At 72.8% G+C, this 17,876-nt stretch carries 16 protein-coding genes and 2 tRNA genes; 4 read left to right on the plus strand and 14 right to left on the minus strand.

The annotated features are described in order from the left end of the window. The first annotated feature begins 289 nt into the window (after positions 1–289). Both ABD347_RS02265 and ABD347_RS02270 read left to right on the plus strand, forming a co-directional pair. A complete protein-coding gene (locus tag ABD347_RS02265) occupies positions 290–1,564 on the plus strand; it encodes a hypothetical protein (protein WP_425575567.1) in 1,275 nt (424 codons plus the stop codon). Next, positions 1,561–3,144, plus strand: coding sequence for an NADH-ubiquinone oxidoreductase-F iron-sulfur binding region domain-containing protein (locus tag ABD347_RS02270; RefSeq protein WP_344355739.1), 1,584 nt, complete (start codon positions 1,561–1,563; stop codon positions 3,142–3,144). The genes ABD347_RS02265 and ABD347_RS02270 overlap by 4 nt, the downstream gene beginning before the upstream one ends. Before the next feature lie 113 nt (positions 3,145–3,257). Here the strand turns inward: ABD347_RS02270 and ABD347_RS02275 are convergent. Further along, positions 3,258–3,330, minus strand: a tRNA-Ala gene (locus tag ABD347_RS02275). A gap of 150 nt (positions 3,331–3,480) precedes the next feature. On the opposite strand from ABD347_RS02275, the gene ABD347_RS02280 reads away from it, so the two are divergent. Continuing rightward, on the plus strand, positions 3,481–4,689 hold the full coding sequence (locus ABD347_RS02280) for a glycosyltransferase 87 family protein (RefSeq protein ID WP_344355742.1): 1,209 nt from the start codon (positions 3,481–3,483) through the stop codon (positions 4,687–4,689). On the opposite strand, the gene ABD347_RS02285 is transcribed toward ABD347_RS02280, so the two are convergent. The 7 genes from ABD347_RS02285 to ABD347_RS02315 all read right to left on the minus strand — a co-directional run bounded on the left by ABD347_RS02285 (position 4,668) and on the right by ABD347_RS02315 (position 9,580). Then, positions 4,668–4,901 (minus strand): hypothetical protein, encoded by a 234-nt coding sequence (locus ABD347_RS02285; RefSeq protein ID WP_344355744.1) that lies wholly within the window; start codon positions 4,899–4,901, stop codon positions 4,668–4,670. The genes ABD347_RS02280 and ABD347_RS02285 overlap by 22 nt on opposite strands. 793 nt (positions 4,902–5,694) lie before the next feature. Further along, positions 5,695–5,767, minus strand: a tRNA-Ala gene (locus tag ABD347_RS02290). A gap of 73 nt (positions 5,768–5,840) precedes the next feature. Then, positions 5,841–6,494 (minus strand): histidine phosphatase family protein, encoded by a 654-nt coding sequence (locus ABD347_RS02295; protein ID WP_344356347.1) that lies wholly within the window; start codon positions 6,492–6,494, stop codon positions 5,841–5,843. Continuing rightward, entirely contained in the window at positions 6,491–6,946 is a 456-nt protein-coding gene (gene rsfS / locus ABD347_RS02300) for a ribosome silencing factor (RefSeq protein WP_344355747.1), read from the minus strand. The genes ABD347_RS02295 and rsfS overlap by 4 nt, the downstream gene beginning before the upstream one ends. Positions 6,947–7,041: 95 nt before the next feature. Next, positions 7,042–8,721 (minus strand): LytR C-terminal domain-containing protein, encoded by a 1,680-nt coding sequence (locus tag ABD347_RS02305; protein WP_344355750.1) that lies wholly within the window; start codon positions 8,719–8,721, stop codon positions 7,042–7,044. Positions 8,722–8,740: 19 nt separating this feature from the next. Next, positions 8,741–9,361 carry a nicotinate-nucleotide adenylyltransferase gene (nadD, locus tag ABD347_RS02310; protein WP_344355751.1) on the minus strand — a complete coding sequence of 207 codons (621 nt, stop codon included), beginning with the start codon at positions 9,359–9,361 and terminating at the stop codon, positions 8,741–8,743. Between the two features lie 57 nt (positions 9,362–9,418). Next, complete coding sequence (locus ABD347_RS02315; protein WP_344355754.1) at positions 9,419–9,580, minus strand: hypothetical protein; 162 nt, start codon at positions 9,578–9,580, stop codon at positions 9,419–9,421. 438 nt (positions 9,581–10,018) lie between these two features. Between ABD347_RS02315 and ABD347_RS02320 the strand changes: the two genes are divergently transcribed. Next, complete coding sequence (locus ABD347_RS02320; RefSeq protein ID WP_344355757.1) at positions 10,019–11,089, plus strand: M48 family metallopeptidase; 1,071 nt, start codon at positions 10,019–10,021, stop codon at positions 11,087–11,089. A 139-nt stretch (positions 11,090–11,228) separates the two neighbouring features. On the opposite strand, the gene ABD347_RS02325 is transcribed toward ABD347_RS02320, so the two are convergent. From ABD347_RS02325 to ABD347_RS02350, 6 genes are all read right to left on the minus strand, one after another. Beyond that, on the minus strand, positions 11,229–12,335 hold the full coding sequence (locus ABD347_RS02325; protein ID WP_344355760.1) for an SCO2583 family membrane protein: 1,107 nt from the start codon (positions 12,333–12,335) through the stop codon (positions 11,229–11,231). 65 nt (positions 12,336–12,400) lie between these two features. Then, positions 12,401–12,994, minus strand: a complete 594-nt coding sequence (locus tag ABD347_RS02330; RefSeq protein ID WP_344355762.1) for an SCO2584 family spore wall biosynthesis protein — start codon at positions 12,992–12,994, stop codon at positions 12,401–12,403. Between the two features lie 112 nt (positions 12,995–13,106). Continuing rightward, positions 13,107–14,423 carry a glutamate-5-semialdehyde dehydrogenase gene (locus ABD347_RS02335; protein WP_344355764.1) on the minus strand — a complete coding sequence of 439 codons (1,317 nt, stop codon included), beginning with the start codon at positions 14,421–14,423 and terminating at the stop codon, positions 13,107–13,109. A 129-nt stretch (positions 14,424–14,552) separates the two neighbouring features. After that, complete coding sequence (locus ABD347_RS02340) at positions 14,553–15,083, minus strand: hypothetical protein (protein WP_344355767.1); 531 nt, start codon at positions 15,081–15,083, stop codon at positions 14,553–14,555. Positions 15,084–15,235: 152 nt separating this feature from the next. Next, positions 15,236–16,363 (minus strand): glutamate 5-kinase, encoded by a 1,128-nt coding sequence (proB, locus tag ABD347_RS02345; protein WP_344355770.1) that lies wholly within the window; start codon positions 16,361–16,363, stop codon positions 15,236–15,238. A 144-nt stretch (positions 16,364–16,507) separates the two neighbouring features. Continuing rightward, a complete protein-coding gene (locus ABD347_RS02350) occupies positions 16,508–17,686 on the minus strand; it encodes a glycosyltransferase family 2 protein (protein ID WP_344355773.1) in 1,179 nt (392 codons plus the stop codon). Between the last annotated feature and the right edge of the window lie 190 nt (positions 17,687–17,876).

The following is a 17,876-nucleotide window of genomic DNA, read 5'->3' on the forward strand; positions in this document are numbered from 1 at the left end:
GCATGGCGTCAGGGTACCGCAGGGCCCGTCCGGGCCGCATCGAGGTCCACGGGCCGGTCACGGCGTCGGACACCACCACGGGCGCCCGGATTACCCCGCGTATCGACCCTATCCAGGGCAACCCCAAAGTCAGTTGTCGGCCGTTCCGAACTTTAAACGCTCAAAGCTCGTACCGGTTGGTATGCCTCGACTTAGCATGCGGCCACGGGACCTCTTTTCCGCACCACTGGAGTCGCCCCCCATGAACCCTCATCGCAAGATCCGCTCATCGCCCGCCCTTCAGGCCGGTATGAGCAAGCCGGTACAGGGCGGGCTCACCGCGGCCGCGCTGGTGCTCATACCGGTGCTCGCCATCGGAGGGAGCGATAGTTTCCGGGCCGCCCTGGACTTCACCACGGGCGTCCTCTCCCTCGTGTCGCTGACCGCGTCGGTGGCCTGGGGTCTGATCGCGCAGGACCGGCTCCTCCTCTCCACCCGGAACCGGCTCCTCGCCCAGGCCGTCCACCGCACCACCGCGGTGGCCTCCCTCGGCTTCCTCCTCCTGCACGCCACCGTCAAGGTGTCCCTGGGGCACGTGGAGCTCATCGGGGCCCTCGTCCCCTTCGGGCTCGGAGTGACCGGCACGTCCGGCCTGATCGGGTTCGGGTCGCTCGCCGGCCTGCTGATGGTGATCGCCGCGTCCACCGGCGCCGCCCGCAGCGCGCTGGCCGGCCGTGGCAGCGTCGCGGCCCGCTGGCGGCCCCTGCACATGCTGGCCTACCCGGCGTGGTGCTGTGCGCTCGTGCACGGGCTCTACGCGGGTCGCCCCGCGGCCACCTGGGTGACCGCCATGTACTGCCTCGCGCTCGCCGGAGTGGCCTGCGCCGTGTCACTGCGGCTGCTGCCCGGCCCCGTGCAGCAGCGCCTCACCGAGCACGTCCTCGGCCTGCTCGGGCCGTCGGCGGACAGGCCGGGCCGCAGCCGCGCCAGGCGGCGGGAGCCTTCGGTGTCGCCGCTGCCCGGCGCGGATGACATCGCCCCGCCCGGCCCGTACGAGGCCCCCCGCCCGTTCGAGCAGGAGCTGCGGCGGGGGCCGGCTTCCCGTCCCGGGCCGCCTGCCCCGTCCCCGGACCTCCCGCCCGGCCGCCCGCGCGAACAGCCCCGCACCCTGACCCCGCCCACGGCGCCTACGTACGAGCCCGGCTTCCCCTCCCCGTCCCCCCGCACCGTGGGGGCGGGGATCTCGGCCGCCTACCGGGCCGTGTCCCTCGGCAACACCGGAGCCGGCGGCCCCACCCAGGAGGTCCCGTACGCCGAGCGCGTCCCCATGACGGAGGAGTTGCCGGTCGTGTCCGACGAACCGGCGACCCGGCCCGGCTACTGGCCGACCCCCTCCCCGCCGCCGCCCGCGCCGTCCCGGACCCCGCCCTCGTACAGCCACGAGCCCCCGCCCTCCTACGGCCACGAGCCCCCGCCCCCGTACGGCACCACCGGCACCACCGGCCCCGCCGAACCCGCACCGGGTCCCTTCCAGCAGCCGCCGGCCGGCGAGCCCTGGACCGCACCATCAGGAGACCGCCCGTGAACGCCCCGCTCCCCGACGTACCCGAAGTCCGCGTCGTCGGACTCCCCCAGCTCACCCAGGGCTTCGACCTCGTCGAGCGGCTCGACCTCCAGATGCACCTGAAGGTGCACGGCCCCCTCGAACCCATGGGCGGCGAGCGGCTGGCCCAGCTCGCCGAGGAGATATCCCTCACCGGGCGCGGCGGCGCCGGCTTCCCGTTCGGCAGGAAGCTGCGCGCGGTCGCCAAGGCGACGATCCGCCGTGGCGTGCGCCCCGTGGTCGTGGTCAACGGCAGCGAGGGCGAGCCCGCGTGCCGCAAGGACACGGTCCTGCTCAACCGCGCCCCGCACCTCATCCTCGACGGCGCCCTGCTGGCCGCGGAGGCCCTCGGCGCCCGCACCCTGGTCGTCGCGGTGACCCGGAACTCCACGGAGATCTCCATCCGCGCCGCCCTCGCCGAGCGGGGCCTGTCCGACCGGCGCGGACAGCGGCTGCGCGCCCGGGTCGTCCGCACCCCGGAGCGCATGGTCTCCGGTGAGGCGTCCGCCGTGATCCGCGCCGTGAACGGCGGCCCCGCCATCCCGCCGGGCCGCCGCGAACGCGCCGCCGAGTCGGGTGTCGGCAACGCGCCGACACTGCTGTCGAACGCCGAGACGTTCGCGCAGCTCGCCATCGCGGCCAGGATCGGCGCCGGCCGCTACGCCCAGCACGGACTGGACAGTGAGCCGGGAACGGTGCTGCTGACCATCTCCGGGCAGGTGGCCCGCCCCATGGTGGTGGAGGTCCCGACGGGCGTCCCCATGCGGTACGTCCTCCAGCTCGCGGGCGCCCCGCCGGTCCCCCAGGGCGTGCTGACCGGCGGCTACCACGGCAACTGGATCGACTCCGTGGGGGTCGACAACTGTGTCATCTCGAAGCAGTCCATGGCGGCCGTGGGGGGCGCCCTGGGAGCCGGTGCGATCCTGCCGATCGGGCCCGACACCTGTCCGCTGGGCGAGGCGCAGCGGGTGGCGAACTGGCTGGCGGCCGAGACAGCCGGCCAGTGCGGCCCCTGCCGCCTGGGGCTGCCCGCCGCGGCGGGCGGTCTGTCGGACGTGCTCAACGGCGGTGGGCCGGCCGCCCTGGAGGCGCTGCGCGAGGTCACCCAGGCGGTGAAGGGCCGGGGCGTGTGCAAGCACCCGGACGGTTCGGCCCGGTTCTTCGGCTCGACGCTCTCCGCCTTCACCGACGACCTGGCGGCGCACGTCCTGCACGGCGGCTGCGGACGGCCGACGATCGGCGTGCTGCCGCTGCCCGCGCCGGGCTACCAGGAGGTCGTGGAGTCGATCCCGAGCGGCGAGAAGCTGGCGGTGGACTGGACGCTGTGCAAGGGCCACGGTCTGTGCGCGGACATCGTCCCGGAGCTGATCCGCATGGGCCGCGACGGCTACCCGGTGCTCGCGGACGCGTCGGTGCCGACCCATCTGCGGGACCGCGCGCAGCTGGCGGTACGGCGTTGCCCCGAGCTCGCGCTCCGGCTCGAGCGGGCCCCCCAGGAGCGCCCCTCCCGTCCGGCGTTGCCGAGCGCCGGCCGCAAGGCCCTTGGCAGCGGTCGAGGTTGACGGGCCCCCCGGCGGCCACGGCCGCCGGGGCATCCCGAGGGAGGCGGGCCGACCCGCCCGCGGGTACGAGAAAGGCGGGCCATCCCATGGGATGACCCGCCTTCCACGTTCTGTGGAGCTAAGGAGAATTGAACTCCTGACCTCCTGCATGCCATGCAGGCGCTCTACCAACTGAGCTATAGCCCCTTGCGGTGTCGCCGTCCCGGGTCTTGCTCCCGGCCGGGCTTCCCTCGCGGGCTTCCCTCGCGGCGACACGGAGAACATTACACGGTCTCCCCGGTGGTTCACCAAATCCGTTTACGGTCGGTAGGGCTCTGGCCGGTAGCGTCGCCCCTTGTGACCCTGACCTTGACCCTCCGGGCGCGCCTCCGGGAGCTGCCCCTCGCCGCCGCCGCAACGGCCTGTCTGCTGTCTTTCGCGGCCTTCTGGATGGCGCAGCGCGCCGCCAACGTCACCATGCTGGACCTCTCCGTCTACCGGGCGGAGGGGGAGACCGTCCTGGCCGGGGGCGACCTGTACGCGATGCGCGCCACATCGGCGAACCTGCCGACGACGTACCCGCCCTTCGCCGCGCTGCTGTTCACGCCGCTGACCCTGCTCGGCGTCCCCGAGATGCGCACCCTGGCCACGGCGGGGAACCTGCTCCTGCTGCTGGCGCTGGTGCACCTGTCGCTGCGCCTGGTGGGCCGGGAGCGGCCGGGCGCGGCGCTGTGGGTGGCCGCGGTCCTCGTCTGGTGCGAGCCGGTGTGGACCACGCTGCGGTACGGGCAGATCAACCTGCTCATCGCGGTGGCCGTGCTGTGGGACCTGACGCGGCGGGAGAACAGCCGGTGGGCCGGGGTGGGTATCGGCCTGGCCACGGCGGTGAAGCTGACGCCGGGGCTGTTCGTCGTGCTGCTGCTCGTGGTGGGGGTGGCACGCGCGCGTGCGTACGGATGGAATCCCTGGCTGCGGCAGGCGGCGACGGCCACCGGGGTGTTCGTCGGCGTGACCGTGGCGTCGGCCGTCGTCCTGCCGTACGACTCGCGCCGTTTCTGGACCGAGATGATCTTCGAGACCAGCCGGGTCGGGCGCAAGGAGGAGACGGCGAACCAGTCGCTGAGCGGCGTGCTGGCCCGCCTGATGCACACCACCGACCCGGGGGTGTGGTGGCTGCTCGCCGCCGTCGTGGTGGGCGTGGCGGGCATCACGGTCGCGGTTGTGGCGGCGCTGCGGGACGACCGGCCGGTGGCCGTGGTGGCGTGCGCGACGACGGCCCTCCTGGTGAGCCCGATCTCATGGTCGCACCACTGGGTGTGGTGCGTGCCGATGCTGATCCTGCTGGCGACCCGGGTACGGCCGGCCTGGACCGTGGGCACGGCTCTGGTGTTCGCGTCGTTCGCCCTGTGGTGGGTGCCGCACGCCCCGGCGCCGGTCCGTCTCGAACTCCACCAGAACGGCTGGCAGATGGCGCTGTCAGGCCTTTACACGCTGGTCGGGCTGGGCCTCCTGGCGGCGTTCGGTGCCAGGCAGTGGCGGACGGGTCAGGCGGTGGCGAACGAGTAGAACCGCTTGAGGGTGCAGTGCTCGTCGAGCAGGCGTCCGTAGATGGGTTCCCCTTCGAGCTCCCGGTAGGTCTCGATGGGGTCGCCTTTTATGATCAGCGCCCGCGCGCACTCCTCGCACCAGTACTGGTACGCGGTGTTGACCGGGTCCATGTCCCGGACGATCGGCGTACCACTGCCGCACCAGTCGCATTTCCGCCTGTGCGCACCCATCAATCAGCTCCAGCTGTGGCCGCAGGACGTGCACACATAGGACACTCCGCCATTGTCACCGAGCACTTGGGCGACGTGGGCCGAACCGCAGGAGGGGCAGCTGAGCCCGGGGCGCGACCGCGCCGCGACGAGCGGGTCGGAAGCCTCCTCGAAACCGCTGGCCGCCATCGCGCACTCCCTCCCGTCCGGATCATCGTCCCCCTCCGGCCGTCCGATTCTGCCATGGCCCGGCACGGGGGTCAGCGGGGTCGGCGGGGCCGGCGGGGTCGGCGCACCAGCCCGGCCGACGCCCCCGGGATCGAAGCGGCGGCCGCCGTCGGGGCACATACCCCTGGCGGGTCGGCCGAAGCGCGCGTCCCCGGCATGTTCGGACGGCTGGGCAAGAGTGTGCCAAAAGTCGCGCCACCGGCGCCCCCGGCCCGACGAGCTCGGGACGCGCGGTGTGCCGGGAAGCTCTTCGCCGTGCTTCACCGGGCTACCACGTGCCGGATCCGGTGTGCCCGGTGGTGGACGGGCACACCGAGCCGCCGCTGACGGTGGCGCGGCCGCGCGGGGCGTACGGATGGCATGCGGGCGCCCCATGCGGGAGCCGGTGGCGCCGAGCCCTCCGCGGCCGGCCGGTGCCGTACTCCGCCGGGCGGTGGGGGCGGGGACGTGCTGCCGCCGGGGCCCGAGTGGCGGCCTTCCGGCCGGACCGTCCGAGGGGGACGGAGCCGTGAGGGGGCTGCCGGGGCGGCGGCGGGGGCCGGGAAACACGAATCCCGCCCCCTGTGGGGACGGGATTCGGTGACTGTGGAGCTAAGGAGAATTGAACTCCTGACCTCCTGCATGCCATGCAGGCGCTCTACCAACTGAGCTATAGCCCCTCGTGTTCTTCGCGCTCCGCGCTGCGAACAAGAAGAACTTTAGCCTGTGACCTGCCGGAAAGTGAAATCCGGGTCAGTCGTCGTCGCCGAGGACGGGTTCGGGGAGCGTTCCGGCGTTGTGTTCCAGCAGCCGCCAGCCGCGCGCACCCTCGCCCAGCACCGACCAGCAGCAGTTCGAGAGCCCGCCCAGCCCCTCCCAGTGGTACGACTCCAGGCCCAGGAGTCGGCCGATGGTGGTGCGGATCGTGCCGCCGTGGCTGACCACGACGAGCGTGCCGTCGTCAGGGAGTTTCTCGGCGTGCTCCAGCACCACGGGGGCGGCCCGGTCGGCCACCTCCGTCTCCAGCTCGCCACCACCGCGCCGCACGGCCTCACCGCGCTTCCACGCGGCGTACTGCTCGCCGTACCGCGCCAGGATCTCCTCATGGGTGAGGCCCTGCCACTCGCCCGCGTACGTCTCTCGCAGCGCGGAGTCGTGGCTGATCCGGAGTCCGGTGATGGCGGCCAGCTCGGCGGCCGTCGCCGCCGCGCGCCTGAGGTCGGAGGCGATGATCGCGTCCGGCTTGAGCGCCGCGAGAAGCCGCGCCGCCCGGCGCGCCTGGGCGACACCCGCGTCGGTCAGCTCGATGTCCGTGGAGCCCTGGAAACGGCGCTCCAGGTTCCACGACGTCTGACCATGCCTCCACAGGACGATCCGGCGGCCCCTGCCGCCCTTGGTGCCGTTCAGCTCAGCTCACCGTCCGAGCCGTCGGCGGCGTCGGTGCCGTCGGCACCGCTGAGCCGGGCGTGCTCCTCCGCCTTGCCGCGGGTCTGCACGGCGTCCTCCGGCAGGGGCAGCTCGGGGCAGTCCTTCCACAGCCGCTCCAGGGCGTAGAAGACCCGCTCCTCGCTGTGCTGGACGTGGACCACGATGTCGACGTAGTCCAGCAGGATCCAGCGGGCGTCGCGGTCGCCCTCGCGGCGGACCGGCTTGGCACCCAGGTCCTTGTTCAGCCGCTCCTCGATCTCGTCCACGATCGACTTGACCTGGCGGTCGTTGGGCGCGGAGGCGAGCAGGAAGGCGTCGGTGATCGACAGCACGTCGCTGACGTCGTAGGCGATGATGTCGTGCGCGAGCCGGTCGGCAGCCGCCTGGGCGGCGGCGGTCACGAGCTCGATGGAGCGGTCAGTGGCGGTCACATGCAAGCTTTCGTCGGCGGTCCAGAACACCCCCAGGGTCTCACGTACGGCCGACAGCCCGGCAAACCATTACTCCGCCGCCCACGCGACCCCGCCTACTCGACCTCGTAATCCCGGCCCAGGACGACCGTGACGTCCGCGTTGGCCGCCGCCTCGCCCTCCTCCACGGCGCCCTCGGGCAGGCCCAGGGTCTTGGCGACCTCCTCGGCCTTCGCCCTCTGTGCCGCGTCGCCATAGATGACCTGCGACGACGACTCCGGCTCGATCTTGCCGCCGTCGATGACGGCATAGCCGCCGTTGATCAGCCGGACCCGCGCGGCCTCGGTGGCGCCCTCGTCGCCGGAGGCGTTCCTGACGCCGACCCGTACGGCCGCGCCCTGCTCCGCCGCGCCGACCGACCCTCCGAGGATGTCCTTCACCACACTGCTGGTGGCCTGCTGACTGAGCGTGCCGTCCTCCTGTACGGGCAGCAGCGCCGTCCTGTGGTCGCCGGCCTTGGCGTGCCCGGCGAGCTTGGCGAGGGAGGCACCGAGGTCCTGCTCGGGCAGCGACGGGTCCAGGATCTGCGCCAGCGTCTGGACCGTGACCGTCGCCGACTGCGGGTCGTCCGACATCTTGCGCAGGACGCCGACGATGACCTGCCCGAACCGTTGCAACTGCTCGGCCTCCGCCTCGCCGGTGCCGCGGTGGGTGGCGTAGGCGACGGCCATGCGCCCGTTCAGGGTCTGGCCCTCGCCCTTGGGCACGAGAGGCGCGTCGCCCTCTTTCTCCCCGGGGACCTCGGTGTCCGTGCTGACCTCGATACCGCCGACCAGTTCGACCAGGTTCTCCAGGTACGGGGTGTCGAGCCGCCACGTCCCCGTGATGTCGGTGCCGAGCAGGGCGCCGATGGCCTCGCGGGTGCCGGCGGAGCCGTCGTCGTCGACGGACTTCGCGAGCGTGGTGGTGGTGCCGTCGTCATTGGCGACGGAGAGGGAGTTGGGCAGCAGGACGGTGGTGCCCTGCTTGGTCGTGGCGTTGTCGACCAGCAGCGCCGTGGAGGTCTCGTTGTTCCTGGTGTTGTGCAGGTGCAGGACGATGACGTCCCGCTTCTGCGGGCCGCTCGCGGCGGCGCCCTGCTTCGTCTCCTGGCCGGACAGACCGGGGATCTTCCCGGCGGACCACAGGTAGCCGACGCCGCCGATGAGGGCGACGGCCAGGACGACGACGAGCGCGACGCCCCGGTTGCGGCCCCGGCGCTTGGCCTCCTCGCGCCGCTCGGAGCGGCTCTCGGTGAACTTGAGCCAGTCGATGACGTCTTCGGAGTCCTCGTCCGGGTCCTCGACGAAGGAGAACTGCTCGGTGCGGTACTCGCGCTCCCCGTCCGCGTCCGCGTCGGGCTCCGGCGCCGGGCGGCGCTGTTCGGGCACGGCGGCGGGCGAGGGCTCGGGCTGCGGCTGCCGGGGCTGTGGCAGGGGCTGCGGCGGGTGCTGCTCGTGTACGGGCTGCGGTACCGGCTGCTGCTGGGCGGTGCCGTAGCCGGAGGCGTACGCCTCGTACCCGTATCCCTGCTGGGCGTACGACGGGTCGTAGTGCTGCTGGGGGTGCTGGGGGTGGGCGTACTGGTCGTAGCCGTGGGGCTGCTCGGGCTGCGCGTACGGGTCGTACTGCTGGGACTGTGGGGACTCCTGGTGCTGCGGAGCCTGCTGGTACACCGGCTGCCCGTAGGCGTCGTAGCCGACGATCTGCGGCTGCGGCGGGTAGTACGGGTCGTACGGGTTCTGCTGGTCGTTCACCGGTGCCCCTCTCCGTGGCTCATTCGCCCCGGTACAACTGGCGCTTGTCGATGTAGCGCACCACACCGTCCGGCACCAGATACCAGACGGGATCGCCCACGGCGACCCGCGCCCGGCAGTCCGAGGACGAGATGGCCAGCGCGGGCACCTCGACCAGGGAGACCACGCCCTCGGGCAGCCCGTCGTCCGACAGGTCGTGTCCGGGACGGGTCACCCCGATGAAGTGGGCGAGCGAGAAAAGTTCCTCGGCGTTGCGCCAGCCCGGCATGATCTGGGACAGCGCGTCCGCTCCGGTGATGAAGAACAGATCCGTGCCCTCGTTGAGGTCACGCAGGTCCCGCAGCGTGTCGATGGTGTACGTCGGTCCGCCGCGGTCGATGTCGATACGGCTGACCGAGAACTGCGGGTTGGACGCCGTGGCGATGACCGTCATCAGGTAACGGTCCTCCGCCGGGGAGACGTTCTTGTGGCTCTTCTGCCACGGCTGCCCGGTCGGTACGAACACCACCTCGTCCAGGTGGAACAGGGCGGCCACCTCGCTGGCGGCCACCAGGTGTCCGTGGTGGATCGGGTCGAATGTCCCGCCCATCACGCCGAGTCGGCGCTTACCGGAACTGGTAGGCACTTGCTGGTCTCCCATGCGTGCAGAGCGTACTGGCACGGCGCCACGGGCGGTCACGGCGTCAGCGGTCGGGACTCAGCGGTCGCGGTTGAAGCGCGTGGTGATCCACAGCAGCAGGAGCAGCGCGACGAGGGCGCCGCCACCGGTGAGGTACGGGCTGAGGCTGGCGTGGTTGCCACCGTGCTCGGCGCCCTCGGCGAGCGTGACGAGACTGGCGGCGGTGGTGGGGAGGCTCATCTTCGGCAGGACCTATCCATCGGAGTCGGAGCGGAGACTTCGCGCACATCGTATGCGGGCCCTCCGGGCACGCTCACGCCGACTCAGCCGTTGTCGTCGGTGCCGCGCTGTCGGAGCGGCGGGACCCGGGTGAGCGGGGCGGCCGTGACGAGCGGGACGACCAGCACGATCCGGAACGTGTCACCGGGCCCCGGCTCGGCGGAGGCGGCGGCCGGCGGCGCGGCGGTGTCCGGCAGGTGGAGCGCTCCCCGGCCCTCGGCCGGTCACCACCGGGTCCTCCCGGCTGGTCCTCGGTCCTCCCCGATGGTCCTCGGTCCGGCCCGGTCACCGTCGGTCCGGATCGGTTGTCCACAGGCTCGGCCAGACCGTGGCTCCAGCGCCTACGCTGGGGCCGTCAGGGGGACGAGACAGGTCTCGTACGAAGATGGGGGCATTTACATGACCGACGGTAGCCACGAGAACGTGCCGAGCAGGCAGCGCAAGCGGTTCCCGGGCATTTCGTCCCGGGCCTACGAACACCCCGCGGACCGGTCGGCGCTCGTCGCCCTGCGCAAGCTCAGCGGTTTCGACACGGTCTTCAAGGCGCTGAGCGGGCTGCTGCCGGAGCGCAGCCTGCGGCTGCTCTTCCTCTCCGACTCGGTACGGGTGAGCGACGCGCAGTTCGCCCACCTCAACGGCATGCTGCGGGACGCCTGTTACATCCTGGACCTGGAGAAGGTACCGGCGATGTACGTCACGCAGGACCCGAAGCCCAACGCCATGTGCATCGGCCTGGACGAGCCGATCATCGTCGTGACGACGGGTCTGGTGGAGCTGCTGGACGAGGAGGAGATGCGGGCGGTCGTCGGGCACGAGGTGGGGCACGCGCTGTCGGGCCACGCCGTGTACCGGACGGTGCTGCTGTTCCTCACGAGTCTGGCGGTGAAGATCGCCTGGATCCCGCTCGGCAATGTCGCGATCATGGCGATCGTGACGGCGCTGCGCGAGTGGTTCCGCAAGTCCGAGTTGTCGGCGGACCGGGCGGGGCTGCTGGTGGGGCAGGACCCGCGGGCCTCGATGCGCGGTCTGATGAAGATCGCGGGCGGTAACCACCTGCACGAGATGAACGTGGACGCGTTCCTCGAGCAGGCGAAGGAGTACGAGGCCGGGGGCGACCTGCGTGACTCGGTGCTGAAGATCCTGAACGTGCTGCCGCGCTCGCACCCGTTCACCACGGTCCGGGCCGCCGAGCTGAAGAAGTGGGCCGAGAGCCGCGACTACCAGCGGATCATGGACGGCCACTACCCGCGCCGCTCGGAGGACAAGGAAACGTCGGTCACGGACTCCTTCCGCGAGTCCGCGTCCCACTACGCCGATTCCGTACGCAGCAGCAAGGACCCGCTCATGAAGCTGGTCGGCGACATAGCCGGCGGCGCCGGCGACCTGGGCGGCAGGCTGCGCGACCGGTTCGCGGGCGGCTCCGGCGGCGAGGGCCGACCGGGCGGCAACGGCCAGACGTCCTCGGACTGACCACCACACCACCCGGCGGGCCCCTGTCTCCCCCGGGGCCGCCGGGGGCGCCACGGACGCCGGCTACGCCGCGCCCCGGCGGTGCGGGCACGGGGCGGCGCGCGTGGGGCGCGCGGGCGCGGGTGTGGCCGATCCACCCTCACCGGCCGGCGGGGGCCGGGCGGGTGGGCTGGGCGGTGGGGGACAGCGCGCCGCAGAGGGCGGGGGTGGTGCGGCTGCCGGTGGCGTACGGGTCGGTGAGCGCGGGTCCCGCAGGGGTGGCGCGGTGTCCGGCGAGTAGGGGACGCAGGAAGCCCGACGGGTCGGCCGAGCAGGCCTGGGGACCGGCCTGCACACGGCTGGTCAGCACCTCCGCCCGGTGCATCCGCAGGTCCTCGCGGTCGAGCCGGAAGACCAGCTCGCGCCGGACGGTGAACAGCGAGGCATCGGCGGCGGGGGGAGCGCCGGCCGGGCGTACCGCGTAGACGAGCGTGTGGTCCGACGCCACCTCCAGGGTGTCCGGCTCCGTCTCCGCCACCCGCATGGTGCCCCGTACCCGCGCGGTGGTGGCAGCGAGCGACACCTCGGCCGTGTCGAAGCGCACCAGCCAGCCGGTCGCGGCGTGCCGTCCGTCGTCGGCCGGGGAGTCGACGCTGCGGTCGAACTGCTCCAGCTGGTCGGGGTCGAGCAGCAGCCGGACCTGCCGTACGGCGCCACCGGTCACGACGTCCGGGTCGAGCGAGGACCGCACCAGGTAGTCCTTCACGGTGCTCAGCGCGGTCACCACCTGGCCCTCGGAGAAGTGGGCCGTGCGCCTGGCGGCCGGAAGGGTGATCCCGGCGGCGCCCGAGTGGAACTGGGCGGCGGGGCTGCGGGCGTACAGGGCGGCGGGGTCTCCACCCGGGACCGTGCCCTGCGGGGCGAGCGGGACCACCGTGATCCGCAGCGGCTCGGCGCGCCGGTCGGTCAGCGGCTGGTGGGCGTTGCGGGCGCTCAGGTAGACGACGGCGGCGAAGGCCATCACGAGCACCAGCACGACGAGCAGCCCGCCGTGCCGGGGGCGGGAGCCGGTGGAGGGGGGCCTCTCCCCCACCGGACGGCTCCATACGGCCCGGGTGGGCTCACCCAGGCGTTCCCGCGCCGAGTACTCCCGGAGGTGGGCAGCACGGACGAACGACTCGTCGAAGACGACGGACCGGTACTCGTCCTCACCGCCGCCGGGGAATCCCTCCGGCGTCCCCTCGGGCGGGTCGCCACGCCCTGCCATACCTTCAGGGTAGGTCTGCGCGGACCCTGGTAAACGCGATGGTGCGCGGCGGCACAGAAGTGGCCTCAGGGCGTTCGCGGCACCGCCGGCACGGTAGGGGCGCTGTACGCGCCGGAGGCAGGAGCCGTGGCCGAGGGGGCGGTGCGGGCGGGCGTCGGGGGCGGTGCGTCGATGCCGCTGGTCGCGGGCGCCGGCACCTGGCCGCCGCGCCCGCCGGAGGACCCCCGGTGGACGGCGGCGAAGGCGAGGGCGATCATCCCGACGCCCATCACCACCGCGAGGACCCAGGCCACCGGCCGGTGCCAGCGGGAGCTGGGCCGGTAGGGGCGCAGGGCGCCGCCGTGCGTTCCGTAGGGGCCGGTGTCGTCGGCGGGGCGGTACCGCGCGGCGTACCCGTGCGCGCGTGCCCCGGGCTCGTACCCGGCGCCGCGGGGCTCGTCGTCGGCGGCGCCGCCCGCCCCGGACCGTGCGGCCTCGGCGTCCGCGCGTGCCTGAGCCGCGGCCAACAGGCGTTCGACGGCGGTGGGTTCATGGAACCGGGCCGCCCGTACGAAGTCCTCGTCGAACACCACGGAGGCGAAGTCCTCGTCGGCGCCCCCGCGGTCGTCGTCGGGCTCCCAGCCGTCCGGGAACGGCTTGCCTCCCACGTCGTCCGGCACGTCCTCAGGGTAGACCGAGGAGCTGCTTTTGGGCAGGGAGAGCGGCGACTCTCCCCGGCACGACCGCGTGCTGTGCGCCTCCGGGCCGGGCCGAAGGCGCACGGAGGGACGACTACCGTGTGTGACCATCGCCCGTCACGATGTACTTCGTGGACGTCAGCTCCGGCAGCCCCATCGGGCCGCGGGCGTGGAGCTTCTGCGTCGAGATGCCGATCTCGGCGCCGAAGCCGAACTGGCCACCGTCCGTGAAGCGGGTGGACGCGTTGACCGCGACCGTCGTGGAGTCCACCAGCTGGGTGAAGCGGCGGGCGGCCGCCTGGGAGGTGGTGACGATCGCCTCGGTGTGACCGGAGGTCCAGAGCCGGATGTGCGCCACGGCGGCGTCCAGCGAGTCGACGACGGCGGCGGCGATGTCGTACGAGAGGTACTCGGTCTCCCAGTCCTCGGCCGTGGCCGCCACGACGGTCGCCCGGGAGGCACCGGCGTACGACTGGACCCGCTCGTCACCGTGGACGGTGACACCGGCCCCGGCGAGGGCCTCCAGGGCGCGCGGCAGGAAGGCGTCGGCGATGTCCCGGTGGACGAGGAGCGTCTCGGCGGCGTTGCAGACACTGGGCCGCTGCGCCTTGGAATTGATCAGGATGTCGACGGCCATGTCGAGGTCGGCCTGGGCGTCGACGTACACGTGGCAGTTGCCGGTGCCGGTCTCGATGACCGGGACGGTGGACTCCTCGACGACGGTGCGGATCAGGGAGGCACCGCCGCGCGGGATCAGGACGTCGACCAGGCCGCGGGCGCGCATCAGCTCGCGTACCGAGTCCCGCGTCTCACCGGGCACCAGCTGCACGGCGTCCGCCGGCAGACCGGCGCCGCCGACGGCGTCCCGCAGGACGCGCACCAGGGCGGTGTTGGAGGAGTAGGCGGAGGAGGAGCCGCGCAGCAGCACCGCGTTGCCGGACTTCAGGCACAGCGCGGCGGCGTCGACCGTCACATTGGGCCGGGCCTCGTAGATGATCCCGACCACGCCGAGCGGGACGCGCACCTGCCGCAGGTCGATGCCGTTGGGCAGGGTGGAGCCACGGACGACCTCGCCGACCGGGTCGGGCAGCGCGGCCACGTCGCGGACGTCGGCGGCGATGGCCCGCACCCGCTCGGGGGTGAGCGTCAGCCGGTCGATGATCGACTCGCTGGTGCCGGCCTCCCTGGCCCGGGCGACGTCCTCGGCGTTGGCCTCGACGATCTCGCCCGTACGGACCTCCAGCGCGTCCGCGACCGCCAGCAGCGCGTCGTCCTTGGCCGCGCGCGGGAGTGGCGCGATTTCGGCGGAGGCCGCGCGCGCCCGGTAGGCGGCACGGGCGACCGGGGTCATGTCGTCGTACGGCGTGACGGACGGCGAGGTGGCGGAGGCGGGGGAATGCGACGAGGTCATACTCGCAGCGTAATGCGCTCCGGTCGGGCATCCATCACATATCCCGCTCTGCGAGACACCCCGCGGCCGGTACGCCGGCCCACGGCCGGTACGTGTCAGTACGGGCCGTACGTCAGTACGGGTGGCGCGTCAGTACGGGTGGACGCCCACGGGGGCGGCGGGCGGCGGACCGTACCCCTCGGCGATCCGCAGGTGGTACGTCTCGCGGTCGATGACCTCCAGGCCCACAATCTCCCAGGGCGGCAGCTTGGCGCTCTGCCGGTGCTCGCCCCACAGCCGCAGGGCGACGGCGGCCGCGTCGTGCAGGTCGCGGGCCTCCTCCCAGTACCGGATCTCGGCGTGATCACCGGCATACCGGCTGGTGAGCAGGAACGGGTGGTCATGGGCGAGCTGCTCCAGGGCCCGTCTGACGTCCGCGAGCGGTGCCTCCTGACCCGAGACGCTGAGAGTGATGTGCCAGAGCTTGGACACCGGGCGGTCCGGGGTGTGCCGATCCGGGCCGTCGCCCGGCTGCCGGGCCGCGGTGCCGTCGTCGAGGACGGCCTCGTCGAGGACGGCTTCATCGAGGACGGCCTCGTCGAAGTCGGCCCCCGCCTCGACACTCGTCAAGGCGCGTTCGGCCGTCCCTCGGGGCAGAGCCCCCGGGCGCGCTCGTCTCACCGGCGGCCTCCTGTGTGTACGTCTGTGTACGTCGTGGTGCTGTCACCCCGCTTACCCCTGAGACAAAGTTGACCAGTCCCGCGCGGAACTTGGGGCGGTTTTGGTGAAGCTCTCCGGCGGATGGCGGGTCTTTCAGCCGTTCTGGGGCTGGTCTAGGCCTCCAGGACGACGAGATCGTCCCTGTGTACGACCTCCCTCTCGTACGCCGGGCCCAGCTCTTTCGCCAGCTCCCGGGTGGACCGCCCGAGGAGCTGGGGGATCTCCTTGGCGTCGAAGTTGACGAGCCCCCGGGCGACGGCCCGGCCGGAGGCGTCGCGCAGCTCGACGGGGTCCCCCGCGCCGAAGTCGCCCTCCACGGCCGCGATGCCCGCCGGCAGGAGTGACTTCCTGCCCTCCACGACCGCCCGCACCGCGCCGTCGTCCAGGACCAGGGCGCCCCGCGGGGTGGAGGCGTGGGCCAGCCACAGCAGCCGGTCGGCGGAGCGGCGGCCGGTGTGGCGGAAGTACGTGCCGGTGTCCCGGCCCGCGAGGGCGTCGGCGGCGCGGCTGGCCGAGGTGAGCACGACCGGTACGCCGGCGGCCGCCGCGATCCGGGCGGCCTCGACCTTGGTGACCATGCCGCCGGTCCCGACGCCCGCCTTGCCGGCCGAGCCGATCTCGACGCCCTCCAGGTCCGCCGGTCCGCGCACCTCCGCGATGCGCGAGGTGCCGGGCTTCGACGGGTCGCCGTCGTACACCCCGTCCACGTCGGAGAGGAGCACGAGCAGGTCGGCCCGCACCAGATGCGCCACGAGCGCGGCGAGCCGGTCGTTGTCGCCGAACCGGATCTCGTCGGTGGCGACCGTGTCGTTCTCGTTGACGACCGGCAGGGCGCCCATGGCGAGCAGCTGGTCGAGCGTCCGGTAAGCGTTGCGGTAGTGGGCCCGGCGGCTGGTGTCGTCGGTGGTGAGCAGGACCTGGCCGACGCGTACGCCGTAGCGGGCGAAGGAGGCGGTGTAGCGGGCGACGAGGAGGCCCTGGCCGACGCTGGCGGCGGCCTGCTGGCGGGCCAGGTCCTTGGGGCGCCGGGCGAGGCCGAGCGGCGCGAGCCCGGCGGCGATGGCGCCGGAGGAGACCAGGACGATCTCCTTCTCACCGCCGCTGCGGACCTTGGCCAGTACGTCGACGAGCGCGTCGACGCGGTCGGCGTCGAGGCCGCCCGAGGCGGTGGTCAGCGACGACGAACCGACCTTGACGACGATCCTGCGGGCTTCCGTTACGTACTGTCTTGCCACTGTCACGTGGGAAATCTATGCCAGGAGCGGCATCCGGCGCGCGCGAGTTCCAGCGGCTGGACACGCCGCTGGACATGTCGCCGGGCCTCCCGCCGGACCCCCGCCGGACATGTCCGGCGACATGCCGCAGGGCGGGCCGGCCCGCCGGGATCAGGCCTTCCCCGGCGCCGGCCGGACCAGCCGCAGCACCCGCCCCGCCAGCCGGCGGGCCCGGCGCCGGCCGGCGGTCAAGGGGCCGAGCGCGCCACGCACTTCGTACGCGCTGTCCGGGATGCCGGCCGCCGGGTCGCGGAAGTGCGGGTACGCCAGGTACTCGCGGCCCCGCCGGCGTACCCGCCCGGGCCGCGTGCCCTCCTGGAGGAAGGCGACCACGTCGACGAGCGCGTCGGGCAGGTCCATCGCCACGCACGTGAGGCGCAGCCGGTCCTCGGTCTTCAGGCGGTTGGCCAGGCCCGGCGTCCAGTGGGCGGCCATCAGCGGAGCGGCCAGCTCCATCTTGGCGAGCAGGACGTCGCGCGGCTGTCTGAGCACGACGGGGCCGAACTGCGGGAGCAGCGTGACGATGAACGGTCGCATCATCAGCAGGTCGCGGCGCTCGCCCGCCGGTACGTGCGCGGCGATGAGCTCCATCAGAGCCCTGGCCGAGTCGAAGCGGGGCACGTAACCACCGGTCTTCGTCAGGTGCTTGCCGTCCTCCCGGCCCACCAGGTAGTAGCAGGTGTAGTCGGAGACCACCGACACGCCGTTGCCGCGCAGGTACGCCTCCAGCGTGAACAGCGCGTCCTCGCCGGTCCTCAGCGACTCGTCGAACCGCATGCCGTGCCGGACGAGCGGTTCACGGCGGAAGAGCTTCTGGGCGCTGAGCGTGTACTTGACGTTGGAGCGGTAGATGTCGGCGCGTTCGACGGTCTCCTTCCACATGGACTTGGCGGCGTTGCGGTTGACGCCGACGGTCCTGCCGAGCACCACGTCCGTGCCGGCCCGGTCCGCCATCGCGACGAGTCGTTCCAGCGCCTCCTCGCCGAAGTAGTCGTCGGCGTCGAGGAAGAAGACGTAACGGCCCCGGGCGAGGGAGAGTCCGGTGTTGCGCGGGCCGCTTGGCCCACCGGAGTTGGCCTGCCGGACGACGCGCGTGGCGACCTTGGAGCGGGTGGCGAACTCCTCCAGGTACTCCCCCGTGCCGTCGGTCGAGCCATCGTCGACGGCGACGATCTCGATCCGGTCGGCGCCGAGTGTCTGCGCCTCCACCGAGGCCAGGCACTTCACCAGGTACGGCATGGCCTCGTAGGCCCCGATGATCACGCTGACATCGGGAGTGTTCTCAGTCATCGGCACCCACTGCTCGATCCACCGGACGGACGAAGGTCGTCCGTCATGGTGCCCGCCGGGCACTTCCGCGGTGTGACGGCGCGCACAACGGCCCGCAAGTGCTCCTCGGACGAGGGACTCGCGGGCCGCGGGGTGTACGTCCTGCTTCACGCCGGCCGCCGGCCGCCGGCCGCCGGCCGCCGGCCGCCGG

Source organism: Streptomyces gobitricini (assembly GCF_039532985.1).
GTDB classification, from domain to species: domain Bacteria; phylum Actinomycetota; class Actinomycetes; order Streptomycetales; family Streptomycetaceae; genus Streptomyces; species Streptomyces gobitricini.